This window comes from Massilia sp. ST3, from assembly GCF_018119405.1.
In the GTDB taxonomy this organism is placed as follows: Bacteria; Pseudomonadota; Gammaproteobacteria; order Burkholderiales; family Burkholderiaceae_D; genus Telluria.
In genome coordinates this window covers 17,885-43,305 of the sequence record NZ_JAGPWC010000023.1, presented here as the reverse complement: position 1 = coordinate 43,305, position 25,421 = coordinate 17,885, and the positions used below count along the sequence as shown (strand labels likewise).

General features: G+C 65.5%; 21 protein-coding genes. 8 read left to right on the top strand and 13 right to left on the bottom strand.

What is annotated here, in order from left to right; all coding sequences use genetic code 11:
- Window positions 1-119 precede the first annotated feature (119 nt).
- The 6 genes from KBW98_RS10210 to KBW98_RS10185 all read right to left on the bottom strand — a co-directional run bounded on the left by KBW98_RS10210 (window position 120) and on the right by KBW98_RS10185 (window position 8,910).
- Window positions 120-2,141 carry a prolyl oligopeptidase family serine peptidase gene (locus KBW98_RS10210; RefSeq protein ID WP_211520020.1) on the bottom strand — a complete coding sequence of 674 codons (2,022 nt, stop codon included), beginning with the start codon at window positions 2,139-2,141 and terminating at the stop codon, window positions 120-122.
- A 32-nt stretch (window positions 2,142-2,173) separates the two neighbouring features.
- The gene (locus KBW98_RS10205; protein ID WP_211520019.1) at window positions 2,174-4,195 is read right to left on the bottom strand and encodes a S9 family peptidase; all 2,022 of its coding nucleotides are present in this window, start codon (window positions 4,193-4,195) and stop codon (window positions 2,174-2,176) included.
- A gap of 111 nt (window positions 4,196-4,306) precedes the next feature.
- Window positions 4,307-6,355 (bottom strand): sodium:solute symporter family protein, encoded by a 2,049-nt coding sequence (locus KBW98_RS10200; RefSeq protein WP_211520018.1) that lies wholly within the window; start codon window positions 6,353-6,355, stop codon window positions 4,307-4,309.
- A complete protein-coding gene (locus KBW98_RS10195) occupies window positions 6,352-6,675 on the bottom strand; it encodes a DUF4212 domain-containing protein (protein WP_211520017.1) in 324 nt (107 codons plus the stop codon). Before KBW98_RS10195 ends, KBW98_RS10200 begins: the two co-directional genes overlap by 4 nt.
- Window positions 6,653-8,206 carry a sensor histidine kinase gene (locus tag KBW98_RS10190; protein ID WP_373888924.1) on the bottom strand — a complete coding sequence of 518 codons (1,554 nt, stop codon included), beginning with the start codon at window positions 8,204-8,206 and terminating at the stop codon, window positions 6,653-6,655. Before KBW98_RS10190 ends, KBW98_RS10195 begins: the two co-directional genes overlap by 23 nt.
- On the bottom strand, window positions 8,203-8,910 hold the full coding sequence (locus tag KBW98_RS10185) for a response regulator transcription factor (protein ID WP_211520016.1): 708 nt from the start codon (window positions 8,908-8,910) through the stop codon (window positions 8,203-8,205). The genes KBW98_RS10190 and KBW98_RS10185 overlap by 4 nt, the downstream gene beginning before the upstream one ends.
- A gap of 202 nt (window positions 8,911-9,112) precedes the next feature.
- Between KBW98_RS10185 and recA the strand changes: the two genes are divergently transcribed.
- Both recA and recX read left to right on the top strand, forming a co-directional pair.
- Complete coding sequence (recA, locus tag KBW98_RS10180) at window positions 9,113-10,189, top strand: recombinase RecA (RefSeq protein WP_211520015.1); 1,077 nt, start codon at window positions 9,113-9,115, stop codon at window positions 10,187-10,189.
- 55 nt (window positions 10,190-10,244) lie between these two features.
- Complete coding sequence (gene recX, locus KBW98_RS10175; protein ID WP_211520014.1) at window positions 10,245-10,703, top strand: recombination regulator RecX; 459 nt, start codon at window positions 10,245-10,247, stop codon at window positions 10,701-10,703.
- A gap of 484 nt (window positions 10,704-11,187) precedes the next feature.
- Here recX and KBW98_RS10170 read toward each other — a convergent pair whose 3' ends face one another.
- Window positions 11,188-12,105, bottom strand: a complete 918-nt coding sequence (locus tag KBW98_RS10170; protein ID WP_229429101.1) for a PLP-dependent cysteine synthase family protein — start codon at window positions 12,103-12,105, stop codon at window positions 11,188-11,190.
- 214 nt (window positions 12,106-12,319) lie between these two features.
- The gene (locus KBW98_RS10165) at window positions 12,320-14,017 is read right to left on the bottom strand and encodes a bifunctional diguanylate cyclase/phosphodiesterase (protein ID WP_211520013.1); all 1,698 of its coding nucleotides are present in this window, start codon (window positions 14,015-14,017) and stop codon (window positions 12,320-12,322) included.
- Window positions 14,018-14,315: 298 nt separating this feature from the next.
- Here KBW98_RS10165 and KBW98_RS10160 point away from each other — a divergent pair, with 298 nt between their 5' ends.
- The 4 genes from KBW98_RS10160 (at window position 14,316) to KBW98_RS24075 (ending at window position 17,947) form a co-directional block, all read left to right on the top strand.
- Window positions 14,316-14,891 carry a DUF2889 domain-containing protein gene (locus tag KBW98_RS10160; protein ID WP_211520012.1) on the top strand — a complete coding sequence of 192 codons (576 nt, stop codon included), beginning with the start codon at window positions 14,316-14,318 and terminating at the stop codon, window positions 14,889-14,891.
- Between the two features lie 71 nt (window positions 14,892-14,962).
- On the top strand, window positions 14,963-16,132 hold the full coding sequence (sucC, locus tag KBW98_RS10155; RefSeq protein ID WP_211520011.1) for an ADP-forming succinate--CoA ligase subunit beta: 1,170 nt from the start codon (window positions 14,963-14,965) through the stop codon (window positions 16,130-16,132).
- A gap of 18 nt (window positions 16,133-16,150) precedes the next feature.
- Window positions 16,151-17,032, top strand: a complete 882-nt coding sequence (gene sucD, locus KBW98_RS10150) for a succinate--CoA ligase subunit alpha (RefSeq protein ID WP_211520010.1) — start codon at window positions 16,151-16,153, stop codon at window positions 17,030-17,032.
- 444 nt (window positions 17,033-17,476) lie between these two features.
- A complete protein-coding gene (locus KBW98_RS24075; RefSeq protein WP_211520009.1) occupies window positions 17,477-17,947 on the top strand; it encodes a pilin in 471 nt (156 codons plus the stop codon).
- A 74-nt stretch (window positions 17,948-18,021) separates the two neighbouring features.
- Here KBW98_RS24075 and KBW98_RS10140 read toward each other — a convergent pair whose 3' ends face one another.
- Window positions 18,022-20,076, bottom strand: coding sequence for a S9 family peptidase (locus KBW98_RS10140; protein ID WP_211520008.1), 2,055 nt, complete (start codon window positions 20,074-20,076; stop codon window positions 18,022-18,024).
- Window positions 20,077-20,242: 166 nt separating this feature from the next.
- Window positions 20,243-20,695, bottom strand: coding sequence for a fasciclin domain-containing protein (locus KBW98_RS10135; protein ID WP_211520007.1), 453 nt, complete (start codon window positions 20,693-20,695; stop codon window positions 20,243-20,245).
- A gap of 167 nt (window positions 20,696-20,862) precedes the next feature.
- On the opposite strand from KBW98_RS10135, the gene KBW98_RS10130 reads away from it, so the two are divergent.
- The gene (locus KBW98_RS10130) at window positions 20,863-21,789 is read left to right on the top strand and encodes a MerR family transcriptional regulator (protein ID WP_211520006.1); all 927 of its coding nucleotides are present in this window, start codon (window positions 20,863-20,865) and stop codon (window positions 21,787-21,789) included.
- A 33-nt stretch (window positions 21,790-21,822) separates the two neighbouring features.
- Here KBW98_RS10130 and KBW98_RS10125 read toward each other — a convergent pair whose 3' ends face one another.
- On the bottom strand, window positions 21,823-22,521 hold the full coding sequence (locus KBW98_RS10125) for a hypothetical protein (RefSeq protein ID WP_211520005.1): 699 nt from the start codon (window positions 22,519-22,521) through the stop codon (window positions 21,823-21,825).
- 10 nt (window positions 22,522-22,531) lie between these two features.
- On the bottom strand, window positions 22,532-23,032 hold the full coding sequence (moaC, locus tag KBW98_RS10120) for a cyclic pyranopterin monophosphate synthase MoaC (protein WP_211520004.1): 501 nt from the start codon (window positions 23,030-23,032) through the stop codon (window positions 22,532-22,534).
- 125 nt (window positions 23,033-23,157) lie between these two features.
- Here moaC and KBW98_RS10115 point away from each other — a divergent pair, with 125 nt between their 5' ends.
- Entirely contained in the window at window positions 23,158-24,699 is a 1,542-nt protein-coding gene (locus tag KBW98_RS10115) for a M48 family metalloprotease (RefSeq protein ID WP_211520003.1), read from the top strand.
- A 125-nt stretch (window positions 24,700-24,824) separates the two neighbouring features.
- Here KBW98_RS10115 and KBW98_RS10110 read toward each other — a convergent pair whose 3' ends face one another.
- A complete protein-coding gene (locus tag KBW98_RS10110) occupies window positions 24,825-25,412 on the bottom strand; it encodes a DUF2946 family protein (RefSeq protein ID WP_211520002.1) in 588 nt (195 codons plus the stop codon).
- Between the last annotated feature and the right edge of the window lie 9 nt (window positions 25,413-25,421).

The following is a 25,421-nucleotide window of genomic DNA, read 5'->3' as shown; positions in this document are numbered from 1 at the left end:
GCTACGCTGCGGAACTTAGGTTCCCGCCTTCGCGGGAATGACGTGCATGCGCTAGTGGCAAACTGTAAAACCGTCATTCCCGCGCAGGCGGGAACCCAAGTTTGCATGCAGCCGCCTGCTTAGCGCCCAGCCCCGTTCCCGATATGCTTATCGAGGAACTTCTCCACCCTTCCCCAGAAATCCACCTGGTTCTTCGGCAGCGACCACCCATGCCCCTCGTCCTGGTACTCAATCCACTCGACCTGCTTGTTGGCGGCCGACACCGCGTCGCGGAACTTGCTGCCGTGGTACATGGGCACGCGCTTGTCCACGCCGCCGTAGGCCAGGATCAGCGGCTGGGTGATGCGGGCCGCCTGCTCGATCGGGGAGGTGGCCTTGAGCTGGTCAGCGTCCCTGACCTGGTCGCCGACCAGCAGCGGCATGCCGTACTTCTTCCAGTCCGCTCCCAAGTCGGATTCGAAGCTCCAGTGGCCGTCGTACAGCAGGTTGATGTCGGTGACGCCCATCCAGTTGACGCCGCACTTGTACAGGTCCGGATCCCGGGCCAGGCCCATCAGAGTGGCGTAGCCGCCATAGCTGCCGCCGGCGATGCAGACGCGCTTGGGATCGGCATGGCCCTGGGCCACCGCCCAGCGTACCCCATCGGCGATATCGTCCTGCATCGCCAGTCCCCATTGGCGCCATCCAGCGCGGAAGTGGGCGGCGCCGAAGCCGGTGCTGCCGCGGAAGGCAGGTTCCAGCACAGCGTAGCCGCGCGACGCCAGGAACTGCGATTCCGGATCCCAGCCCCAGCTGCTGCCGCGCACGTAAGGGCCGCCGTGGACCAGCACCACCATCGGATGGTTCTTCCCCCCGCCCGGCGGCAGGGTCAGCAGGCCGGGAATCTCGCGGCCGTCGCGCGCCTTGTAGCGCACCGGCTGCTGGCGGCCCATGCGTTTCGGATCGATGCCCGGATAGGAGTCGCTCACCTTGCCCAGCTTGTTGGTCTGGCGGTTGTACATCATCCAGATTCCAGGCTGGCGGTCGGAATAGCTGCGCACCAGCACCCATGGCGACGCGCTGTCCGCCGCCACCGACAGCAAATTGACGGTGCCCGGGAGCGCCGCGTCGACCTTCTTCTGCAGCTCCTGCATGCCGGGGTCGAACCACACCTGGCCGCGGGCGTCGGTCAGCAGCGATACACCGAGCAGCTTGCCGCGGCGGCTGATCAGGCTGCCGTTGAAGTCATAGCCCTCGGTGACCACGACCGGCTCCGGACTGATCTTCCCGGTCGCGAAGTCGAAGGTGTGGAGGGCGGCCGTGTCCTTGCCGGCGCGCGCGGTCACGTACAGGGTGCCGTCGCCGGCGAAGCCTTCCGGCGCGAACACTCCAGGGCTCTCGTCGTAGGTCGGGAAGCTGGCAATGGTACGCCACTGTCCGCCGGCCGGATCGCGGTAATAGATCCTGCTCGTTCCTTCCTTCGCGCCCACCGCCAGGCGCGGTTCGCCGGCGTTGTCCAGCAGCCAGGCGTGGACCGGGCCTGGACGCTGCACGGTCTCGGCCTGACCGCTCACCGTATTCAGGCGCAGCAGGTCGAAGCCTTCCAGCAGGCGATTGTCGCCGAAGCGGCCGCTGAGCACGTAGGTCCAGTCGGAGTCCTGCGGGCCGCGCTGGTCCAGCATGTAGGTGTGCCAGGGCAGCAGGCGGCTCTTGATGCTGCTGCCGGTCGTGAGGGCGGTGCTTTCCCAGCGGCGAGCTGCGAGCTGGCGCAGGCTGGAGCCGTCCCGGTTCACCGCATACAGGCCGCTGGCCTCGAAGGTGCCGCCCTGGCTGGTCTGGTTGTCCCTGACATTGAACAGCAGGCGCTCGCCGTTGACCCACTGGAAAGCGAGCACGTCGACGTTCTTGTAGCCGGCCACCACCTTCATCTCGTTGGTCTGCAGGTCGACCACGACCAGGGCGTCGCGGCCGTCCGCCGTCGCGGACAGGGCGGCCAGGTGGCGCCCGCCAGGCGACAGGCTGGCGGCGCCGAGCTGCGGGTTGGCGAAAAACTTCTCGATCGGCGGCAGGGCCGGCGCCTGGGCGCTTGCGGCCGCGGGCAGCAGGACGCCGCAGCAGGCGAGAAGAAGGGCGGCGAGGCCGCGCGGGCGGACGACGTCCATGATGGTCTCCAGTTGGTTCGGCGGCCTGGCGCTTATTGCGGCGCCGCGCCCTTGCCGATGTGCTTGTCGAGGAATCGTTCGACGCGGGTCCAGAAATCGACCTGGTTCTCCGGCTTCGACCAGCCATGGCCTTCCTCGGGATACTCGATCCATTCCACTTGCTTGTTGGTGCGCATGACCGCGTCGCGGAACTGCGTACCGTGGTTGATCGGCACGCGGCGGTCGACACCGCCGTAGGCCAGCAGCAGCGGCTGGGCGATGCGCGCCGCCTGCTGGATCGGCGAGGTGGCCTTGAACTGGGCCGCGTCCTTGACCTGGTCGCCGATCATGACCGGCATGCCATAGACCTTCCATTCTTCCGGCAGGTCGGACTCGAAGCTCCAGCCGTTGTCGAACAGCAGGCCGATGTCGGTGACGCCGACGATGTCGATGCCGCACTTGTACAGGTCCGGATCGTTGACCAGTCCCATCAGGGTGGCATAGCCGCCGTAGCTGCCGCCGGCGATGCAGACCCGCTGGGGATCGACGATGCCCTTGCCCACCGCCCAGCGCACGCCGTCGGCGATATCGTCCTGCATCGCCAGGCCCCATTGCTTGAAGCCGGCCTTGAAGTGCTTGATGCCGAAACCGGTGCTGCCGCGGAATTCCGGCTCCAGCACGGCGTAGCCGCGCGAGGCCAGGAACTGCGAGGCCGGGTTCCATCCCCAGGAACTGCCGCGGACATAAGGGCCGCCATGCACCATCACCACCATCGGCAGCTTGCCGGCCTTGGCGCCGGCCGGCAGGGTCAGCAGGGCCGGGATCTCGAGGCCATCGCGCGCCTTGTAGCGCACGAATTGCTGGCCGCCCATCTGCGCCGGCTGGATCGCCGGGCGCGAGGTGCCGATCGGGTTCAGCATCCCTGTCGCCTTGTTGTACACGAAGTAGTTGGGGGGGACCTTGTCGGAATAGGCCTGCACCAATACCCAGGGTGCATCGGCCTGCGCCGGCGGGTCGATCACGTTGACGGTGGCCGGCAGCAGCTTGTCGACAGCGGCCTGGACCTGCTTCATCCCGGCGTCGAACCATTCGTTCGACACGGCGTCGGTCCGGAAGTACACGCCCAGGGTCCTGGCGCGGTCGACCACCAGGCCGCCGTCGAAGTCATAGCCCTTCGCCGACAGGACCGGTTCCGGGTTGATCTTGCCGGTGCCGAGGTTGAGGGTGTGCAGGGCGGTGGTGTCGCCGCCCGTGCGCGCCGCGACGAACAGGGTGCCGTCCGCGCCGAATCCGAGCGGAGTGAGGGCGTCGCGGCCATCGCCATAGGCCGGGTAGCTGGCCAGGGTTCGCCACTCCCCGCTTGCCGGTTCGCGGTAATGCAGGGTGATCGTGTCCTTTTCAAACGACGAGGCCACGCGCGGCTCGCCCTTGTGGTCGAGGATCCAGCCTCGCACGTTGGCCGGGCGCGGTACGGTCTGGGCAAATCCGGTGCGGGTGTTCAGGCGCAGCAGGTCGACGTGGCGCACCTTGTTGCTGGTGTCCAGCACGATACTGGTGACGTAGGCGTAGTCGGAGTCCTGCGCGCCGCGCTGGCCGAGCAGGAAGGTATGCCATGGTAGCAGCTTGCGGCCCTTGCCTTCGCCTTCGGTCCTGCCGCCCATCGAGCGCTCGGCCAGTTTCACCAGGTCGCTGCCGTCGCGGTCGACCGCATACAGGCCCGGCGCAAAGCGCATGTCGCCCGGCCCGACACCCTTCTCGCGGGTGTCGAAGATCAGGCGGTCGCTGCTGACCCATTCGAAGCCGCCGATGTCGCCGTCGCTGTAGGAGGCGACGATCTTGGCGCTATTGGTTTGCAGGTCGATGACGGCCAGGTAATCGCGCCGGCCGGGGGCGCTGGCGCGCACGGCCAGGTTGCGCGCATCCGGCGACAGCTTGACTTCGCCGAATGGCGAACTGGTGAAGAAACTGGAGACAGGCGGCGGAGCGGTCGGCGCCTGGGCGAGCGCAGCGGGAGTGCCGCACAGGACCAGCGCCGCCAGGGAAGCGGCGCGCAGGGCGCGGGTAAGGACAGGCATTGGATTTCCGTAAAAATGTTGTTGTTCTGCCGTTAAAGGGCTCGGCGAGAATAACATCTGCATGCCTGCACAAATCTCCTCAAATCTAACGGGTTGACCGCATTCGCCTCCTTATTCCGGCGTGCGGATGTAATCCACCATGCCGGCGCTGTTGCGGCTCGGCGGCGCCGTCGCCAGGCTGACCAGGACAATCGCCAGCAGCCCGGCCGGCACCCCGAACACCCCGGCCGCGGTCGGCATGATGCCGAGCCAGGCCCCGTCCACGCTGCCGCCCAGGGTCGGGCTGGCGCGGAACATGTAGTAGAGGCAGACCGCGAAGCCGGCCGCCATGCCGGCGATGGCGCCGCTGTGGTTGGCGCGCTTCCAGAACACGCCCAGCACCAGCACCGGGAACAGGGTCGAGCCGGCCAGCGAGAAGGCCGCGCCCACCAGCGACAGGATGTCGGCGGGTTTTTGCGAGGCCGCGTAGGCCGCGATGAAGGCCACCGCCAGCAGCAGCAGCTTGGAGATCGTCACCCGCTTCTGGGTCGAGGCGCCCGGGTCGACGATCTTGTAGTAGACGTCGTGCGACAGCGCGTTGGAGATCGCCAGCAGCAGGCCGTCCGCGGTCGACAGGGCCGCGGCCAGGCCGCCCGCCGCCACCAGGCCCGAGATCACGTAGGGCAGGCCGCCGATCTCCGGCGTGGCCAGCACCAGCACGTCGGCGTCGATCGCGATCTCGGCCAGCTGCACCACGCCGTCGCGGTTGATGTCGATCACGCTGATCAGGGGACTGGCCTTGTCCACGTTGGCCCAGTACGAGATCCAGGTGGGCAGCGAGGCGAAGTCGCTGCCCACCAGCGAGGTATAGATGTCGTACTTGGCCAGCACCGCCAGCGCGGGAATCGTCAGGTAGACCAGCAGGATGAAGAACAGGGTCCAGAACACGCCGTTGCGGGTGGCGCCCACCGAGGGCGTGGTGTAGGCGCGCATCAGGATGTGGGGCATGGCGGCGGTGCCGAACATCAGGCAGAACACCACCGCCAGGAAGTTGTTGCGCTGGCGGTCCGATTCCTCCCGGGTGGCGCCCGGGAAGGGCGTGGCATGCGGCACCGGCGGGCGGGCGCGCGCCAGGTTGGCGTCGCGCAGCTCGGTCCACACGGTGCGCGCCTCGTCCGGCGAACTCGGATAGGTGTTCAGCGCGCGCTCGGCTTCGCGCACCTCGTTCAGCGAGGCGTTGCGGGAGCGCGCTTCCACCAGCCGGCGCTGGGCCTCGATCTTGCCCGCTTCCCAGGACGCCGGCAGCGCCCCCAGGCGCGCGCCGTATTCCTCGGCGCGGCGGCGGAACTCGGCGCGCACCTGTTCCTCGCGCGGATCCTTTTCCAGTTCGTGCTCGCGCGCGGCCAGCTTGGGCAGCAGCTTGCCGTAGGCGAACTGCGGCACCGGATTGTCGGCATGCTTGGCCGACAGCCAGATGGTCGGGATCAGGAAGGCCACCAGCAGGATGATGTATTGCGCCACCTGGGTCCAGGTGATGGCGCGCATCCCGCCCAGGAAGGAGCACACCAGGATGCTGGCCAGGCCAAGGAAGATCCCGACCGAGAAGTCGACGCCGGTGAAGCGCGAGGCGATCAGGCCCACCGCGTAGATCTGCGCCACCACGTAGGTGAACGAGACGATGATGGTCGCGCCCACCGCCACGGCGCGCACCGCGGCGCCGCGTCCGTCCGCGCCGCCGCCGTAGCGCGCGGCCAGGAAGTCGGGGATGGTGTACTGGGCGAAGCGCCGCAGGTAGGGCGCGATCAGGAGCGCCACCAGGCAGTAGCCGCCGGTCCAGCCCATGATGTAGGCCAGGCCGTCGAAGCCCTGCAGGTACAGGCCGCCGGCCAGGCTGATGAAGCTGGCCGCCGAGATCCAGTCGGCGGCAGTCGCCATGCCGTTGAACATGGCCGGCACGCGCCGCCCCGCCACGTAGTACTCGGTGACGTTCGAGGTGCGGCAGATCACGCCGATGATGGCGTACAGCAGGATGGTGGCGAACATGAACAGGTGCCCGATCCACAGGCGCGGCATGCCTTCCTGTTCCAGCAGCGCCACCGCCACCAGGAACAGGCCGAAGCAGCCGGTGTACCACAGGTAGTAGCGGCTCAGCTTCCTGAAGTAGGACGGGGCCGCGCTCACACGCCCTCCAGTTCGGCGGCGTAGCGGCGCTCCAGGCGCCGCATGCGCCAGGCGTACACGCCGATGGTCGCCAGCGACAGCAGCGAAGCGCCTTGCGCGGCCATGTAGAAGGACAGGGGCCAGCCGAACAGGGACACCTCGGCCAGTTCGCGCGCGAAGAACACGGTGCCGAAGCCGGCCACTAGCCACAGGGCCAGCAGGATCGCCGTCAGGCGCCGCGTGCGGCGCCAGTGCGCGTCGCGCGCGTCCAGGATGCGGCGGCGCCTGGCCATGCCGGCGTCGTGGGTGGAATGCTGGTCAGGGGGCGTCGATGGCGTCATGGGCGGGAGGCGGGAAGGTCAGCCGGAACAGGCTGCCCGGGTATTTTTTGGATTGGCTGCGCGGATTGTTGAAGATGTCGATCTCGGCGCCGTGCTGCTGCGCGATCTCGCGCACGATGGCCAGTCCCAGGCCGCTGCCCTGGGTATTGCTGCCCAGGATGCGGTAGAAGCGCTCGAACACGCGCTCGCGCTCGGCCGGCGCGATGCCGGGGCCGGTGTCCTCGACCTCGAGCAGGGCGCGCTCGTGCTCGAGGCGCACGCGTACCGTGACGCTGCCGCCCGTGGGCGTGTAGCGCAGCGCGTTGTCGATCAGGTTCGACAGCAGCTCGCGCAGCATCATCGGGTTGCCGGCGATGTGGACGGCCTCCTCGGGCGGCTCGAAGCCGAGGTCGATCTGGTGCGCGAACGAGGCCTGCACCCAGTCCTGCACGGTCTCGCGCGCCACGCGCGGCAGGTCGACCTCGCCGAAGGCCAGGCCGGCCTGGGGCTGGTTCTCGGCGCGCGCCAGGGCCAGCAGCTGGTTGACCAGGCGGGTGGCCGATTCCGAGCTCTTGGCCACCTGTTCGAGCGAACGGCGGATCTCGTCCGGGTCGATCTGGCGCAGCGCCAGCTCGGACTGCATGCGCATGCCGGCCAGCGGCGTCTTCATCTGGTGCGCGGCGTCGGCGATGAAGCGCTTCTGCATCTCGATGGTCTGGGCCAGGCGCTCGAGCATATCGTTGAAGGAGCCGACCAGCGGCGAAATCTCTTCCGGCACCTGGCGCGGATCGATCGGCGACAGGTCGTCCTGGGGGCGGGCGCGGATGCGCTCCTGCAGGTCGGCCAGCGGGGTCAGGCCGCGCGACAGCGCGAACCACACCAGGGCCAGGATCACCGGCAGGATGATGAACTGGGGCAGGATCACGCCCTTGATGATCTCGTTGGCCAGGTGGGCGCGCTTGTCGAGCGTCTCGGCCACCTGCACCAGCGCCAGCTCGGGCGCGGCGGCATCGGAGCGCTCGCGCAGCGGATCGAGGTTGAGGTAGGAATAGGCCACCCGCACCGGGATGCCGTGGAAGCTGTCGTTGCGGAAGGCCACCGCGCCGCCGCGCGCCGCGTCGTCGGCGCTGCCGGGTTTGGGGCGCGGCAGGTCGCGGTCGCCGTCGAGGTGTTCGCCGGCCGGGCCGGTGATCAAAAAGTAGACGCTGTCGACGTCGTCGGCGCGCAGGATGTCGGCCGCGCGCGCCGGCAGCTGGGCCGTGACGCGCCCGTCCACGCTGCGCACCTGCTGGCTCAGCACCGTCACACGGTCTTCCAGCGCATCGTCGAAGGGCTGGTTGGCGATCGACTTGGCCACCAGGTAGGTGATCGCGATGCTCATCGGCCATAGCAGCAGCAGCGGGGCCAGCATCCAGTCGAGGATCTCGCCGAACAGCGAGTGGCGAATGTTCTCGTCCGGTTCGGGATTGGGCGGGACGTAGAGCGGCTCGGCCGGCTCGTCGTCGAGGCCGGGACCGGGCCCGGATGTGAGCTCGCGCTCGCGGTCGTTCACTTGTTCTCTGCGCTGGGCGGCGCCGTGCGCGGCGCCTCGCTGAATTTCTCGAGGCAGTAGCCGAGGCCGCGTACGGTGGCGATGCGCACGCCGCCGACCTCGATCTTCTTGCGCAGGCGGTGCACGTAGACCTCGATCGCGTTGTTCGAGACTTCCTCGCCCCACTCGCACAGGTGGTCGACCAGCTGCTCCTTCGACACCAGGCGGCCGGAGCGCGCCAGCAGTACTTCCAGCAGGCCCAGTTCGCGCGCCGACAGGTCGAGCATCTGGTCGTTGATATAGGCGCTGCGGCCGACCTGGTCGTAGACCAGCGGGCCATGGCGCACCACGGCCGGGCCGCCGCCGGCGCCGCGCCGGGTGAGGGCGCGCACCCGCGCTTCCAGCTCGGACAGGGCGAAGGGCTTGGCCATGTAGTCGTCGGCGCCCAGGTCCAGGCCCTCGACCCGCTGCTCGACCGAGTCGGCGGCGGTGAGGATCAGCACCGGCAGGTGCGAGGCGCGCGCGCGCAGGCGCCGCAGTACCTCGAGCCCCGACATCTTGGGCAGGCCCAGGTCGAGGATGAGCAGGTCGAACTCCTGCGTGGACAGTGCGGTGTCGGCATCCTGGCCGTTCTTGACGCAATCGATGGCATAGCCGGATTGGCGCAGGGAACGCGTCAGCCCATCGGCAAGTACGCTATCATCTTCGGCGAGCAAAATTCGCATGTGGCACCTCGGGAACCGTTAGACCTTCAACAAGACCGTATTGTGTTTGATTTGTCGCAACAATGCGAGTCTTGACCGCACAACAGCTACTCGTCATTTCACATTTTGTGCTTGCCAAAACCACTGGATTTTTATACAGTAGTGACTCTTGATTTGGGCACTTCAGCCCCTACCTTGCCTACTCCACGATTGAAAGTACACCATGGACGACAAAAAACTCGCAGTAAACGCCGCTGAAAAGGGCAAAGCGCTGGCAGCCGCCCTGGCGCAAATCGAAAAGCAGTTCGGCAAGGGCTCGGTCATGCGCATGGACACCAATGCGCCGGTCGAGGAAGTGCAGACTGTTTCCACCGGCTCGCTGGGCCTGGACATCGCGCTTGGCGTCGGTGGCCTGCCGCGCGGCCGTATCGTTGAAATCTACGGTCCGGAATCGTCGGGCAAGACGACCCTGACCCTGCAGACCATCGCCCAGATGCAAAAGCTGGGTGGCACCTGCGCCTTCATCGACGCCGAGCACGCGCTCGACGTGGGTTACGCACAAAAGCTGGGCATCAACCTGGGCGAGCTGCTGATCTCGCAGCCGGACACCGGCGAACAGGCCCTGGAAATCACCGACGCCCTGGTGCGTTCGGGTTCGGTCGACCTGGTGGTCATCGACTCGGTGGCGGCGCTGACCCCGCGCGCCGAGATCGAAGGCGACATGGGCGATTCGCTGCCGGGCCTGCAGGCACGACTGATGTCGCAGGCGCTGCGCAAGCTGACCGCCTCGATCAACCGCACCAACACCCTGGTCATCTTCATCAACCAGATCCGTATGAAGATCGGCGTGATGTTCGGCAGCCCGGAAACCACGACCGGCGGTAACGCGCTGAAGTTCTACGCCTCCGTGCGCATGGACATCCGCCGTACCGGTTCGATCAAGTCGGGCGACGAGGTGATCGGTAACGAAACCAAGGTCAAGGTCGTCAAGAACAAGATCGCTCCTCCGTTCAAGGAAGCCCACTTCGACATCCTGTACGGAGAAGGCACCTCGCGCGAAGGCGAAATCCTGGATCTGGGCGCCGACAACAAGATCGTCGAGAAATCGGGCTCCTGGTACAGCTACAACGGCGAGCGCATTGGTCAAGGCAAGGACAATGCCCGCCTGTTCCTGAAGGAGCGTCCGGCCCTGGCACGCGAGATCGAGAACAAGGTCCGCGCCGCCCTGGGTGTGCGCGAACTGCCGCCGGTCGCGAACGACGACGACAACCGTCCGAAGCTCCAGGCTGTTGGTGAGTAATCGATAGGCAGGACGGGCCGGCGGCATCATCGCCGGTCCGTCCTGCCGCTACGCCATGCCAGCACCCCAACTGAGCCTGAAGGGACGCGCGCTACGCTATCTGTCCCTGCGCGAACACAGCCGGCTTGAACTGGGACGCAAGCTGGCCCGCTATGCCGAGGAGGGCGACGACGTCGAAGCCCTTCTTGATTTCCTTGAAAAGAACAACTGGCTGTCGCAAGAGCGTTTCGCCGAATCCCTGATCAACAGGAAGGCGAGCCGCTTCGGCAACAGCCGCGTCATGGCCGAGCTGCAAAGCCATGGCGTCACCGGCGAAGCGCTGGCCGACATCAAGGCCGGGCTGTCCGAAAGCGAGACGGCGCGGGCCCGCGAGGTCTGGCAGCGCAAGTTCGGCCGGGTCGCCCAGGACGCGGCGGAGCGTGCCAAGCAGATGCGTTTCCTGCTGCAGCGCGGCTTCTCCCAGCGCGCGGCCCGCGCCGCCATGCAAGGCAGTCCGGACGAGGACGAGCTGTAGCAGCATCCAGACGCGAGCAGTCTCCGGACCAGAAGTCTCTCAACAAGAAGTCTCCAGGCGCCAGCGTGGAGCGTCATTCCCGATATGTTTCGGCATATTCCTCAACGGGCAATGGCGCTGCACGCTGGCGCTTTTTCATCGACTGATTTCCCCGCTAGGGTCTGTCTGACTGAACGCGGAGGCGACAAGATCATGATTGGCGCGATCGCTAGGGTGGACGGGATGATGCGGGCCAGTGGCCCGAATTACAAACGTCCACGCGGTGATAGGTAGAGGCTCCGCTCTCATGCAGGATGATCTCGATGCAAACTATCGCCGCGTGGACGGCAAAGCCGTCCACCCTACGAAAAACCAACTGCGGCGCAGACTCAGGCAGATGGGCCCTAGCCGTAAAACCGTCGCACCGGCGCAGGCCAGTGCCCAAGTTCCTGGCGCGCCCGAGACGCACGCAAGGCTACAGACGCAGGACAGCAGGCAGGCAAGCCTAGAAATACTTCGACAAATAAAACACTCCCGAGTCCGGGAAGATGGTCGCGACGCGCATCCCCTCCAGCCGTGGCAGCAGCCTGGCGATCCCCGCCGTGACGCTGCCGCTCGATCCCCCGGCCAGGATCCCTTCCTCCTGCGCAAGCCGGCGCACCCAGGCCAGTCCTTCCTCGTCGGCCACCTGGATCACCTCGTCCACCACGGTCGGATCGAAGCTGAGCGAGGGATGGCGCTTGCCGATTCCTTCGATGACGGATGCGAATTCCGACCCGGACTCCCTGTTCTCGAGCAAATCGCGGTAGGAGGAGTTCACAGGTTCGACCCCGATGACACGAATCGCCGGATTGCGTTCCTTCAGATAGCGGCCGACGCCGGAAATGGTGCCGCCCGAGCCGATCCCGCAGACGAACACGTCGATCTCACCGTCCAGCTGCTTCCATAGCTCCGGACCGGTATCCACGTAGTGCGCTTCCCTGTTGAGCTCGGAACAATACTGGTCGAGCAGGAAGGCGCCCTTGCGCGCGGCGATTTCCTTCGCCATCGACAGGTAGTCGGAGGGGGTGCCGCCCTCGCGGTCGTCGGCGCAGACATGCACTTTCGCGCCATAGGTGGCGATGCGCTTGATCTTCTCGCCGCTGGTGGTCGCCGGGACCGTGATCTCGCAGCCCAGCTGGCGCACCGCGCTGGCCATGGCCAGCGCCGCGCCCGTGTTGCCGGACGAGCTCTCGACGACGCACCTGGTTCCCGCGGGAAGGTGCTTGAGCATGTGGCGCACCATGCGGTCCTTGATGCTGCCGCCCGGGTTCATGTATTCCAGCTTGGCCACGACATTCGCCGCCGGGAAGAGCCGGCCGAGCTGGACCAAGGGAGTATTGCCTACCGCTTCCATTACCGACTGCCTTACTTCACGCGCCATGTTCGCCTTCCACGAATTTGCCCGCCGTCCAGTGTATCTTCATGATATGTCATTACGATAAATTCCTCGCAGGCCGCGTGTTCAGTATGCAACGGCTGCGCGCGGGTAACCAGGCTTCTCCATGGCGCGCATGGCGCGTACTGCCCTTCGGGGTGGCGTCCAGCCAGCACAAGCGCCGGGCCACGGCTCCACGGCCCTGCAAGGCCCTGGATACTCAAGAGCCATGCCGGACCGGCGCATCCAGCCGTGCCCTGAATCCGCTAAACGCGGCGGCGTTCAAGGGCGCCGAAATGAAAAATCCCTGGAGCTCGTCACAGGTTTGGGCAAGCAGGTAATCACGCTGGCGGACGGTCTCGACGCCTTCGGCCACGATGCGCAGGCCGAGCGAGTGGGCCAGGCCGATCATCGCGACCACGACCTTGGCCGAAATGGCGTCGTCCGGCAGGCCGACAACGAAGGTGCGGTCGAGCTTGAGTACATCGACCGGCAGCGATGTCAGATATTCCAGCGACGCGCAACCGGTGCCGAAGTCGTCCAGCGAGATCGAAATTCCCAGCGCGCGCAGGGCCATGATCACTTCGAGCCCGGTTCCCTTGCTATCCAGCACATCGTGCTCGGTCAATTCGACCGACAGGTACTTCGATGCAAGTTCGTACTCGCGCAGCGCCGTTTCGATCACAGCGACGATATCCATTGTCGACAGTTCGCGTGCGCACAGGTTGATCGCCACCTGTACCGCCGCATCTCCCTGCGCCAGCCACGCCTCGACATCACGGCATGCCTGCGCCACGATCCATCGGCTCATCTCGAACATCGAACCGCTGTTGCGCAACAGTTCCAGTACCTCCAGGATCGGCAGGTCTTTCAACAGGTCGTGGTCACAGCGCAGCAGGGCCTCGGCGCGTCCGATGCTGCTGTCGCGCGCCGACATGATCGGCTGGTACTCCAGGTGGAACTGCTCCAGGCGAACCGCTTCGCGCACCGCCGCGACATGCTCGCCATGGCGCTTGGCCTTTTCGTCGAGCGCTTCGGTGAAGTAGCGATAGTTGTCGCGGCCATCGCTCTTGACGCGATACAGCGCCAGGTCGGCCTTGCGCAGTAATTCGGCAGGAATCCTGCTGTCGTCCGGATAGGTGGCGATGCCGATACTGGCCGAAAGTTTCACTTCGTGATTGTGAAGGTAGACTGGCTGGCCGCACAGCGTCACAAGCTTCCGGGCGAGATAACCGCCTTCGAGCAGCGAGCTCGTACCTGTTTGCAGGACAGCGAACTCGTCGCCGCCGAGGCGGCCGACATAATCGGTCTCCCGGGTAACGCTTTTGAGCCGGAGGGCGATTTCACGCAACACCGCATCGCCGGACGCGTGGCCCAGCGTATCGTTCACCTCCTTGAACAGGTCAAGGTCGATCAAATGCAGGATCACGCACTTGGGAGCACGGGCATTGAGCGCCACGTACTGGTCGATCTTCTCGTAGAACGCGCGCCGGTTCAGCAAGCCCGTGAGCTGGTCGATGCCGGCATGACGGCGCATGGTTTCGTCGCTCAGGTAGCGCTCGTTGACATCCTGGGCAATGCGCAAGTATCCAATGTGCGCGCCGGCGGCATCGAAGAGCGGCGACAACTCGGCTTCGAACCAGCGCTCGATCCCGGACTCCGCGTGGCGGTAAAGCCGGGTTTCCACCGCGCCGCCATGGACCAGCGCGTCCTGCATCTCGCTATCCGACAGGCCAAGATGCCGTTGCCGGTCAGTGAACATGCAGGTCAATTCGGCGCCGACCAGGCCGGAATGCAAGCCGAACAGCGTCCGGGCCGCACTGTTGGCGCTCACCAGGCGTCCGCCAGGGTCTGTGATCACCAAGGCGAAACGCGTCTTTCCAGACAGCAGGGCACTGCACAACGCTTGGGTATCCATGTTTCCTGCCTGCGTAATGGAGGTCGTAAATACCACGACCATGGGGCAGTGTACTCCTCCTGTAAATACGTATCGTTTTCTCGCGAAAAGCAACATTGCTCCCTCGGCAATATGAGACCGCCGAGGGAGCCGCCCTCTTGCAAAAGCCTTCTGTTGCAGTGCAACGGCACGCATGCTGTGATAAACTTTTAGGGTTTAAGCAGCGCCGCATGAGCGGTTGTTGCCGTGGAAGCCGCGGCAACGTGCATGAAGCACACCGGCTGCACCACTAACCGCCGCTCTGACGGCATTGGTTTTTATGCCCCTGTCTCCTCCCGTATCGCGCTCGCTCCGGCATACGCGCGCCATCACAGTCGATGCCTATGCGCGCGACGATGGCTTGTGGGATCTCGACGCCACGATCAGCGACGTCAAAACGCGTGACATCGCGCTCGCCTCAGGCGACCGCCCGGGCGGCGTTCCGGTGCATGACCTGAAGCTGCGCGTGACCATAGACCGCGACCTGACCATCGTCGATGCCGAAGCCGCGTCCGATTCCGTCCCGTACCCCGGTTTCTGCGATACGATCGCTCCCGCCTACAAGAAGCTGATCGGCCTGTCGCTGATGAAACACTTCCGGCTGCACCTGAAAGACCGCCTCTCCGGCGTGCTCGGTTGCACCCATCTGACCGAATTGGCCCAGGTGCTGCCTACCGCGGCGCTGCAGGCCTATGCCGACGACGTCTTCGACGAGCGCGGCGGCGCCGACGCAAACCAGAAGGAACGCGCGGCCGAACGGCCCTTCGAGCTCGACCGTTGCCACGCCTTGCGCAGCGACGGCCCCGCCGTGGCCAAGTACTATCCGCGCTGGTCGATCAAAGCCGTGTCGGGCTAGCATACGTTGTCAAATTTGTAGTTCAACCGTATTTCTACACACATCAGTAATAGAGAAGAAGGGAAGCCAGCATGAAAATCCATGAGTATCAGGGCAAAGAAATCCTCCGAAAGTTCGGGGTGACGGTTCCGCGCGGCATTCCGTGCATGAACGTGGAAGAGGCCGTCAAGGCCGCTGAAGAGCTGGGCGGCCCGGTGTGGGTCGTCAAGGCCCAGATCCACGCTGGCGGCCGCGGCAAGGGCGGTGGCGTCAAGGTTGCCAAGTCGCTGGAACAGGTCAAGGAATACTCGGAACAGATCATGGGCATGCAGCTGGTCACCCACCAGACCAGCCCGGAAGGCCAGAAAGTGCGCCGCCTGCTGATCGAAGAAGGCGCGGACATCAAGAAGGAACTGTACGTCTCGCTGGTTACCGACCGCGTCACCCAGAAGGTCGTCCTGATGGCCTCGTCGGAAGGCGGCATGGACATCGAAGAAGTCGCGCACAGCAACCCGGAAAAAATCCACAACGTCGTGATCGAGCCGTCGATCGGCCTGACCGACGAGCAAGCTGACGACATCGCCCGCAAGATCGGCGTGCCGGAAGCGTCGGTCGTCGACGCGCGCACCAACCTGCAAGGCCTGTACAAGGCTTACTGGGAAACCGATGCCTCGCTGGCCGAAATCAACCCGCTGATCCTGACCGGCTCGGGCAAGGTCATCGCCTTGGACGCCAAGTTCAACTTCGACTCGAACGCCCTGTTCCGTCATCCGGAAATCGTCGCCTACCGCGACCTGGACGAAGAAGATCCGGCTGAAGTCGAAGCATCGAAGTTCGACCTGGCTTACATCTCGCTCGACGGCAACATCGGCTGCCTGGTGAACGGCGCCGGCCTGGCCATGGCCACCATGGACACCATCAAGCTGTTCGGCGGCGAGCCGGCCAACTTCCTGGACGTGGGCGGCGGTGCGACCGCAGAGAAGGTCACCGAAGCATTCAAGATCATGCTGAAGAACCCGGGCCTGAAGGCCATCCTGGTCAACATCTTCGGCGGCATCATGCGCTGCGACGTGATCGCCGAAGGCGTGATCACCGCATCGAAGGCCGTGTCGCTGCAAGTGCCGCTGGTCGTCCGCATGAAGGGCACCAACGAAGACCTGGGCAAGAAGATGCTGGCTGATTCGGGCCTGCCGATCATTTCCGCAGACACCATGGAAGATGCAGCGAAGCAGGTCGTTGCCGCTGCCGCCGGTCAAGCCTAATTCGCGAAGGAAAACAAAATGTCGATTCTGATTAACAAAGACACCAAAGTCATCACCCAAGGTATCACCGGCAAGACCGGCCAGTTCCACACCCGCATGTGCCGCGACTACGCGAACGGCCGTGAAGCCTTCGTGGCCGGCGTGAACCCGAAGAAAGCCGGCGAAGATTTCGAAGGCATTCCGATCTACGCATCGGTCAAGGAAGCCAAGTCGGAAACCGGCGCCAGCGTGTCGGTCATCTACGTTCCGCCGGCAGGCGCTGCCGCCGCGATCTGGGAAGCCGTCGAAGCCGAGCTGGACCTGGCAATCTGCATCACCGAAGGCATCCCTGTCCGTGACATGATGGAAGTCAAGGACCGCATGGCCAAGGCCGGTTCGAAGACCCTGCTGCTGGGCCCGAACTGCCCAGGCCTGATCACCCCGGACGAGATCAAGATCGGCATCATGCCGGGTCACATCCACAAGAAGGGCCGTATCGGCGTCGTGTCGCGTTCGGGCACCCTGACCTATGAAGCAGTCGGCCAGCTGACCGCCCTGGGCCTGGGCCAGTCGTCGGCAGTCGGTATCGGCGGCGACCCGATCAACGGTCTGAAGCACATCGACGTGATGCGCATGTTCAACGACGATCCTGACACCGACGCGGTGATCATGATCGGCGAAATCGGCGGTCCGGACGAGGCGAACGCTGCCCAGTGGATCAAGGACAACATGAAGAAGCCGGTCGTCGGCTTCATCGCTGGCGTCACCGCGCCTCCGGGCAAGCGCATGGGCCACGCCGGCGCGCTGATCTCGGGCGGCGCCGATACCGCGCAAGCCAAGCTGGAAATCATGGAAGCCTGCGGCATCAAGGTCACCAAGAACCCGTCGGAAATGGCGCGCCTGCTGAAGGCGATGCTGTAATCGTCGATTCTTAGTAATCGCCAATCAGAACGGGGAGCGCAAGCTCCCCGTTTTTTTTCGTCCATGGCCTAACGCTCGCCATATGTTCGCCTACGGTCGAAACGCTGACCGTAGGGTGGACGGGTTTCCCGTCCACGCGGTGATACATGGCAGCGAGATCATCCGGCACGATATCGAAGGGATAACGATCCCGCGTGGACGGGAGACCCGTCCACCCTACGTGATGGCCGCCCAGCACCAAAAACTGTCCACCTGACAAAAATTGCCGCAAAGAACTGACAATTTTTGTCACTCAACATGACAATTCTTGTTCTGGCACAGGGTTTTATTAACTCAGTGTTAATAAAATCGACTATTTCCAGCCTGGCATACCGATTGCATATAGATGAGTGCGGCAACAACGCAAGACAAGATTCCCCGACTACACACCCTGGAGAGATGAAAATGAACATCAAGCAAATGCAAACCAAAAAAGCTGAAGGCGGCTTCACCCTGATCGAACTGATGATCGTCGTCGCGATCATCGGCATCCTGGCTGCCGTGGCGATCCCGGCGTACAGCGACTACACCGCCAAGGCAAAAGCTGCTAACGCGCTGTCGGCTGCCGATCCGTTCAAGACCGCCGTGGCAATGTGCGCACAAGAGCAAGGCGCGACCACCGGCTGCAACAGCGACATGGACCCGAACCCGTTCCCTGAATTCACCGCCACCAAAGAAGTGAAGTCCATCACCGTTGGCGGCGACGGCGTCATCACCATGACCCTGGACAACATCGGCACCGATACCGCTGACGCGGAAGTGACCTTCACCCCGACCCTGACCGCCACCAACGTGACCTGGGTTGTCGCAGCTGACACCGACAACACCGCTGTCAAGCAAGCGCTCGAAAAGAACAACATGGCTGCTGCTGAGTAATAGCTGAGTCATCAGGTTCTGAGTAAAAAGCCCGCTCCTAGGAGCGGGCTTTTTATTTGTGCCTGTCCCGTCGATCAAGGCTTGAGATACTGGTCCAGCCACCCGATCACGGTATGGTGCCACTGCACCGAGTTCGCCGGCTTGAGCACCCAGTGGTTCTCGTCCGGGAACACCAGCAGCTTGCTCTCGATGCCCTTGCGCTGCAGCGCCGTGAAGGTGCCCAGCGCCTGCGCGGTGGGGATGCGGAAGTCCAGGTCGCCCTGGATCACCAGCATCGGCGTCTTCCACTTGTTCACGTGGTGCACCGGGTTGAAGCGCTCGTGGTTGTCCGGCACCTGGAAATAGGGGCCACCGCTTTCCCAGTCCGTGAACCATTGCTCCTCGGTCGAATAGGCCATGCCGCGGGTGTCGAACACGCCGTCGTGGTTGACGATGCAGCGGAAGCCGTCCGACCAGTTCCCCGCGATCCAGTTCATCATGTAGCCGCCGTAGGACGCGCCCAGCGCGCAGCTGCGCTCGCGGTCCAGCCAGGCGAACTTCTTCACCGCCGCGTCCAGGCCCTTCTGCAGGTCCTCGAGCGGCTTGCCGCCCCAGTCGTTGCTGATCGAATCCGTGAACTTCTGGCCGTAACCGGTCGAGCCGTGGAAGTCGATGAACACGGTCGCATAGCCGGCGCCCGCGTACACTTGCGGATTCCAGCGGTAGCTCCAGCCGTTGCCGAAGCTGCCCTGCGGGCCGCCGTGCACCAGGAAGGCGACCGGGTACTTCTTGCCCGGCTCCGCATTCCACGGCTTCATCACGTGGCCATAGACCGTGTCGCCGTTGGCGCCGGTGAACGAGAACTGCTCGTACTCGCCCCAGCGCACGTCTTTCAGGCGCTCGCTGTTCAGGTCGGTCAGCTGCTTCGCTTCCGCGCCAGGTTTCATCGTGTACAGCTGCGCGCCCGAGCCCAGGTTCGCCAGGGTGTAGGCCACGGTGTCGCCGCGCGCGTCAAACGCGCCGATCGCGCCCTTGCCGGTCAGCGCCGTCACCTTGCCGCTGGCGACGTCGATCGAGAACAGGCGGTGCTGGCCGACGTCTTCGGCGTCGACGATCAGCGCCTGGCCGTCGGCGCGCCACACCAGGTTGCCCGCCGAGCGGTCCCAGTCGGCCGCCAGCTTGCGCTTTTGGCCGCTGGCCACGTCCATCAGCATGATCTGGAAGCGGTCGGCCTCGAAGCCGGGACGCGCCATCGCCAGGTAGGCCAGGGTGCGGCCGTCCGGGGAGAACACGCCCTTGGTGTCCCAGGCTGGATTGTCCGCCGTCAGGTTCCGTGGCGCGGCGCCGCCCGCGGCAGGCACGGTGTACAGGTCGAAGTTGGTCGACCAGGCTTCGGTCTTGCCGGCAATGCGCACCGAGAACACCATCGTCTTGCCGTCCGGGCTGAAGCGGAATTCCTCGCGGTCGCCGAAAGGCTTGGACGGCACGTCGCCATCGAGCGAACCCGACAGGCTGACGGGCGCGCCGGCCAGCTTGCCGCTTTTATCCAGCGGCGCCGAGAACAGCACGGCGTTGCGGTGGTCCGACCAGGTATCCCAGTGGCGCACGAACAGGCGGTCGTAGACCTTGCCGGTGGCCTTGTCCTTTTCCTTCGCCTCCAGGCGCGCCTTGGTGCAGGCCAGGTCGGCGCAGTCGCGGAACACGGCCATGCTGAAGGCCAGGCGCTCGCCGGTTGGCGACACGCGGAAGCTGTCCACGTCCAGCGGCAGGTTCGTCACCTGGACCGGCTTGCCGCCGGCCACCGGCTGGCGCCACACCTGCGAGGAGCCCGAGCGGCTCGACAGGAAATACACGGCGTCGCCCGAGGCCGACCATTCCGGGTCGGTGCTGCTGGCGCTGTGGCTGGCCAGGCGCTTCGGCGCCGGCTTGGCGGCGCGCAGGTCGACCAGCCAGAGTTCGGTGTGGCCGCGGTTCTTCTTCATGTCCGTGCTGCGCACGGTGTACACGACGCGCGTGGCGTCCGGCGACACGGCCGGGCTGCCGACCCGCTCCATGTTCACCAGGTCCTCGACGGTAAAGCCGCGCGGCGCGGCCATTGCGGTGCCGGCGGCCAGGGTCGCGGCCGCCATCGTCAGCAAATGCAGTCTCATTCCATCCTCTTGATCATGTTCGTGCCCGGCAGGGCGCCGCGCACGCAGGCCAGCAATTTACCATGCGACATCAAACCGGCTCATCAAGCAGAATGTGGGGGCAAAAAAAACCGCCGCCACCGTGGGGCGCGGCGGGCGGCGGACGAGGAGAAACAGGGGAGGATGCTCAGGGCATGATGACCGCGTCGATCACATGGATCACGCCGTTGTCGGCCAGGATGTCGGTCTTGGTGACCTGGGCCTCGTCGACCATGACCTTGCCGTCGCGCGTGCTGACTTTGACGGTGCTGCCTTCGACGGTCTTGACCTCGCCCGGCTTGACGTCGGCCGCCTTCACCGATCCGGGCACCACGTGGTAGGTCAGCACCTTGGCCAGCGCCGCCTTGTCCTTCAGCAGGGCGTCGAGCTTGGCCTTCGGGATCTTGGCGAAGGCGGCGTCGGTGGGCGCGAACACGGTGAAGGGGCCCGGGCCTTTCAGCGTGTCGACCAGGCCGGCGGCCTTGACGGCGGTGACCAGGGTGTTGAACGAGCCGGCGGACGTCGCGGTATCGACGATGTCGGCGGCTTGTGCGGAAGCGAATGCGAAGACAAGGGGAAGGGCGGTCAGCGTGGTTTTCATTGCATGCTCCTGATGGGTAAGTAGGCATCCGAAATGGCTGCTTCGATGTCAATGTAGGACAAGTGAACCGGATTGTCTAAAGTTTGACGCTATAATTAGCGATAATGGCGGTTCAATCGAGGGGCATAACTATGGATTCGTTCATCAAGTCGGGACAAGAGAGGATCATGTACCGCACCGGCGCGGCGGCCCGCCTCGCCGGCCTGCCGGTCGAGACCCTGCGGGTGTGGGAGCGCCGCTACAGCCTGTCGGACGCCCAGCGCTCCGAGCGCGGGCAGCGCCTGTATTCCGCCGAACAGGTGGCGCGCCTGGGCCTGCTCAAGCAGCTGGTGGACCAGGGGCATTCGATCGGCGTGCTGGCCAGCCTGAGCCGCGAACAGCTGCAGTCCATGCTCGGCCTGAACCTGCCGGCGCAGGCATCGGCCGCGGCGCCGGTGCGCGTGCTCCTGGTCAGCAACATGCTGGCGCGCCGGCTGGCGGCCATGGGCCGCGACGCAGCCGGCCTCGACGTGCGCGGCCACTGCACGAGCCTCGACCGGCTGGACGAGCTGCCCACCGACGCCGACGCCGACGTGCTGGTCGTCGAAATGTCCGAACTGGACGACAGCGTGCTGCCGCTGGTGGCCGAAGCGCGCCAGCGTGCCGGCGCGGCGGCGACCGTGGTGTTGTACCGTTTTTGTCCCAGCGCCACCATCCGCGCCCTGCGCGCCCAGGGCTGCCTGGTGGCGCGCGTGCCGGCCGACCTGAGCGAGCTGTCCCTGCTGTGCCGCTCCGCGCTGACCGGCCAGCGCCTGCCGCTGGCCGAGGCGGAACCGGCGATCACGCCGCGCCGCTTCGACGAGGACGCGCTGGTCACGCTCACCGCCGCCAGCGACCGCCTGAGCTGCGAATGTCCGCGCCACCTGTCAGATCTGCTGATGATGATCGGCAGCTTCGAGCGCTACAGCGTCCAGTGCGCCTCGCGCAATCCGGAGGATGCCGACCTGCATGCGCTGCTGGCCAGGGCGTCGGGGCAGGCGCGCGTTATCCTGGAAGACGCGATGGAGCGCCTGGCGATCGCGGAAGGCTTGCCGCTGCCGGGACGCCTGTCCTAGCCGGGACGCAAGGACGATCCGCCGCGGCGCCGGCTAGACCAGGAGGGCATCCTGGACGCATGCGTGCCTGAGCTCCGTCAGTCCCTCGATCGCCCGTGCGCCTTCCTCCTTCGTGACACGCCCGCAGGCGTCGATCACCAGATGCTCCAGCTTGGGAAATTTTTCCTTGAAGGCGCCAAGGCTGTGGAGCTTCCTGCAGCGGTGGATTTCCAGGCGGCGCAGCTCCGGCAAGGAGGGGAGATCCGCCAGGCTTTCGGTGCTGGCCCAGTGCAGCTGCAGTTCGGTGAGGGACGGTGCAAGCGGGAGCGAGGCGCATTCCTTTCCCTTGTAGCGCCAGAGCGACAGGAAATTCAGGGAAGCAAGGCGATCCAGTCCACTGTCCTGGGGACGCAGCTCGACGACCGCGCTCTCCAGGGCGGGAAAGCGGTCGAACTGGATCGGCGGCCGTTTCGGGTGCATGCCAAAGCGGCGCAACTTCGTCAACGCGTACAGGCCGTCGATATTGTCCAGCGCCACGTTCCAGAACCAGACGCCCTCCAGCGTGGGAAGCTGGGCCAGGAAGTCGAGATGCGTTTCCGTGAAACCGTGCTCGGGCGCGCCGAACACCTGCTTGACGCCGCTCCGCTGTACTTCGACGCTGCATTCCGCCAGCCTGGCGGATTCGATGCCCATGGCCGGGAAGCCGGGCGCATCCGGCCAGCGCAGGAAATCCTTGTCGCGTGTGATCGGCAAGCTGCTTTCCTTATACCTGGGCGGTCCAGTCGCCGCTCTTGCCGCCGTGCTTCTCCAGCACGCGGATATTCGTCATGACCATGCCGCGGTCGACCGCCTTGCACATGTCGTAGATGGTCAGCAGGCCGACCTGCACCGCGGTGAGGGCTTCCATCTCCACCCCGGTCTTGCCGATGGTCTCGACCTGCGCGCGGCAATGCACGCTGCTGGCCGCCTCGTCGATCTCGAAGTCCACCGCCACCTTGGTGATCGGCAGCGGATGGCACAGCGGCACCAGGTCGCTGGTGCGCTTCGAGGCCATGATGGCGGCGATGCGGGCGATGCCGATCACGTCGCCCTTCTTGGCCGTGCCCGAGGTCACCAGCGCCAGGGTCTCCGGCTTCATGCGGATGGTGCCGGCCGCCACCGCGATGCGGTGGGTGTCCTGCTTGGCGCCGACGTCGACCATGTGGGCCTGGCCGGTGGCGTCGAAGTGGGTCAGATGGTCTGCGGTCGGGGTCTGGGTGCTCATTGCAAAGTCGATAATCTGGGGTAACAAAGTGTATCGCAGGGCAGCAAGCTGCGCGCGGATAGGGTTATCATAGCATCGTGAAACTACGCTCCCGACCAGCCAAAGCGCGCCGCTGGCGCCCCGCATTGACTGTCCTGGCCATCTGCACGTCGGCCGCGTTCGCCATTGCGGCGCCGGCCGAACCGCTCCAGAAATCCGACAGCACCCGCCTGCCCACGCTCGGCGACACCGCGCGCGGCGACCTCTCGCCCGTGGTCGAGCGCAAGCTGGGCGAGGAAATCATGCGCGACATCCGGCGCGACCGCGATTACCTCGACGACGAAGTCATCTCCGAATACCTGAACAACTTCGGCAACGCCCTCGTCACCGTCGTGCCCGGCGCGCGCGGCGAGACGAATGCCGACTTCCAGTTCTTCGCCGTGCGCGACGCCGCCCTCAACGCCTTCGCGCTGCCCGGCGGCTTCATCGGCGCCCACTCGGGCCTGATCATCGCGGCCCAGACCGAATCCGAACTGGCCGGGGTGATGTCGCACGAGATCGGCCACGTGTCGCAGCGCCACATCGCGCGCATGCTGGGCCAGCAGAAGCAGGACGTGCTGCTGCCGCTGGCGGCGATGATCCTGGCGGCGCTGGCCGCCAAGGCCAGTTCCGACGCGGCCATGGGCGTGCTGATGGGCGGCCAGGGCCTGGCCATCCAGCGCCAGCTGAACTTCAGCCGCGACGCCGAGCGCGAGGCCGATCGCGTCGGTTTCCAGATCATGGAGAAGGGCGGCTACGACACCACCGGCATCGTGGCCTTCTTCCGCCGCCTGCAAAGCGCCAGCAAGCTGTATGGCGAACTGCCGGCGGGCTTGAGCAACCTGAGCAGCCACCCGCTTACCCAGGAGCGCATCACCGACATGCAGGCGCGCATCCGCGAGATGCCCAAGAAACAGCGCGTCGACAGCCTCGACTTCCACCTGGTGCGGGCCCGCACCCGGGTGCTGCAGGACCCGAGCGAACAGGGACGACGCGAAGCGAAAACGGCCTTCGAAACCCAGCTCAAGGAACCGCACCGCCAGCAGCAGGCCGGCGCCCAGTACGGCCTGGCCTATCTGGCGCTGCGCCAGGGCGACCTAGCCGGCGCGCAGGGCTGGCTCGACAAGGCGCGCGCCACCATGAAACCGCGCGAAGGCGTGTTCAGCACCGCCTCGAACGTGGGCGACGGGGCCAGCATCTTCGCCGGGCTGTCGCTCGAAATCAAGATGGCCCAGGGCCAGCCGCCCGAGGTGCTGCAGCAGGCGGTGCACGAAGCGGAGCAGGCGCGCCAGCGCTTCCCGCTTTCGCGCGCCATCGCCCACCAGTACGCCGAGGTCCTGGTCGCCGCCGGCAAGCTCGACGAAGCCGCGCGCTTCCTGCGCGACCAGGCGCAGCAGTACCGCGAAGAGCCGAAGCTGCACGATCTGCTGGCCAAGACCTATGCGAAGCAGGGCCGGATCGCGCTGCAGCACATGGCGCTGGCCGAATCCTATGTGCTGGCCGGGGCGCTGCCGGCCGCCGTCGACCAGCTGAACCTGGCGCGCAAGGCGGGCGACGTGTCCTTCTACGACCAGGCCGTGATCGATGCGCGCGAGCGTGAATTGCAGGCGCGGCAGAAGGCGGAAAAGGAAGAAGAGAAGGAGCGGTGAGCCGGGGCCGCGTCGTATCGTAGGGTCGGCAAGTTTCTTGCCGACGCGTTCAAGCGGCGGATGATTTCACGCTTCAGTGGCTGTTCGCGGGCTGGTTGAACGCGTCGGCGGCGTAGCCGCCAACCCTACGCGATCGGCGTCTTGTTGTAAGCGAAGCGCTGCGGCGCTTCCTCCGCCCCAAGCCTCTCGATGACAACGCGCCGGCCATTCCACGGCAGCACCAGCTCACCCGCGCCATGTTCCAGCCACGCCATCACCGCCTCATCCGAGGCCGGCTTGCCATCCAGCTCCAGCAGCGCCAGCACCTGCGCCACGTCGCGGTCGTCCAGCTGCGCCACCACCTCGCCGCCCTGGAAAACCAGCGCGCCCGAATCCAGCAGGAACACCTTGTCCACCGTAGCGAGCGCTTGCCCAGTCTGCAACATCAAGCCCTGCTGCGGATCGGTGCGCGCAATGAAGGGCGTCGCTTCGAGATTGATGTAGACGCGCTGCGGCCCGTTCTGGAAATACCAGTTGCCGCGCTCGTCGCGCAGGTAGTTCCGGTTGATGAAGCCCACGAGGGCCGGATTGGTCAGCCGGTCGCCCGGCGCGTGGGCGTGCTGGGCCGCCTCGTCGCGCATGCGCCAGCCGCCGCGCGCATCCAGCGCCAGCCAGCCGTAGCAGTGCGGCACGTTCGGCCACTTGGCCATTGCCTGTTTAACGATATCGTCCATGGGTCGTGT

Bases quoted from the DNA above. Each gene is read 5' to 3' on its own strand.
- KBW98_RS10205 (WP_211520019.1), bottom strand. From the start codon at position 4,195: ATGCCTGTCCTTACCCGCGCCCTGCGCGCCGCTTCCCTGGCGGCGCTG.
- KBW98_RS10165 (WP_211520013.1), bottom strand. From the start codon at position 14,017: ATGGATACCCAAGCGTTGTGCAGTGCCCTGCTGTCTGGAAAGACGCGT.
- KBW98_RS10195 (WP_211520017.1), bottom strand. From the start codon at position 6,675: ATGACGCCATCGACGCCCCCTGACCAGCATTCCACCCACGACGCCGGC.
- sucC (WP_211520011.1), top strand. From the start codon at position 14,963: ATGAAAATCCATGAGTATCAGGGCAAAGAAATCCTCCGAAAGTTCGGG.
- recX (WP_211520014.1), top strand. From the start codon at position 10,245: ATGCCAGCACCCCAACTGAGCCTGAAGGGACGCGCGCTACGCTATCTG.
- KBW98_RS10210 (WP_211520020.1), bottom strand. From the start codon at position 2,141: ATGGACGTCGTCCGCCCGCGCGGCCTCGCCGCCCTTCTTCTCGCCTGC.
- recA (WP_211520015.1), top strand. From the start codon at position 9,113: ATGGACGACAAAAAACTCGCAGTAAACGCCGCTGAAAAGGGCAAAGCG.
- KBW98_RS10170 (WP_229429101.1), bottom strand. From the start codon at position 12,105: ATGGCGCGTGAAGTAAGGCAGTCGGTAATGGAAGCGGTAGGCAATACT.
- KBW98_RS10160 (WP_211520012.1), top strand. From the start codon at position 14,316: ATGCCCCTGTCTCCTCCCGTATCGCGCTCGCTCCGGCATACGCGCGCC.
- sucD (WP_211520010.1), top strand. From the start codon at position 16,151: ATGTCGATTCTGATTAACAAAGACACCAAAGTCATCACCCAAGGTATC.
- KBW98_RS10185 (WP_211520016.1), bottom strand. From the start codon at position 8,910: ATGCGAATTTTGCTCGCCGAAGATGATAGCGTACTTGCCGATGGGCTG.
- moaC (WP_211520004.1), bottom strand. From the start codon at position 23,032: ATGAGCACCCAGACCCCGACCGCAGACCATCTGACCCACTTCGACGCC.
- KBW98_RS10130 (WP_211520006.1), top strand. From the start codon at position 20,863: ATGTACCGCACCGGCGCGGCGGCCCGCCTCGCCGGCCTGCCGGTCGAG.
- KBW98_RS10135 (WP_211520007.1), bottom strand. From the start codon at position 20,695: ATGAAAACCACGCTGACCGCCCTTCCCCTTGTCTTCGCATTCGCTTCC.
- KBW98_RS24075 (WP_211520009.1), top strand. From the start codon at position 17,477: ATGAACATCAAGCAAATGCAAACCAAAAAAGCTGAAGGCGGCTTCACC.
- KBW98_RS10140 (WP_211520008.1), bottom strand. From the start codon at position 20,076: ATGAGACTGCATTTGCTGACGATGGCGGCCGCGACCCTGGCCGCCGGC.
- KBW98_RS10110 (WP_211520002.1), bottom strand. From the start codon at position 25,412: ATGGACGATATCGTTAAACAGGCAATGGCCAAGTGGCCGAACGTGCCG.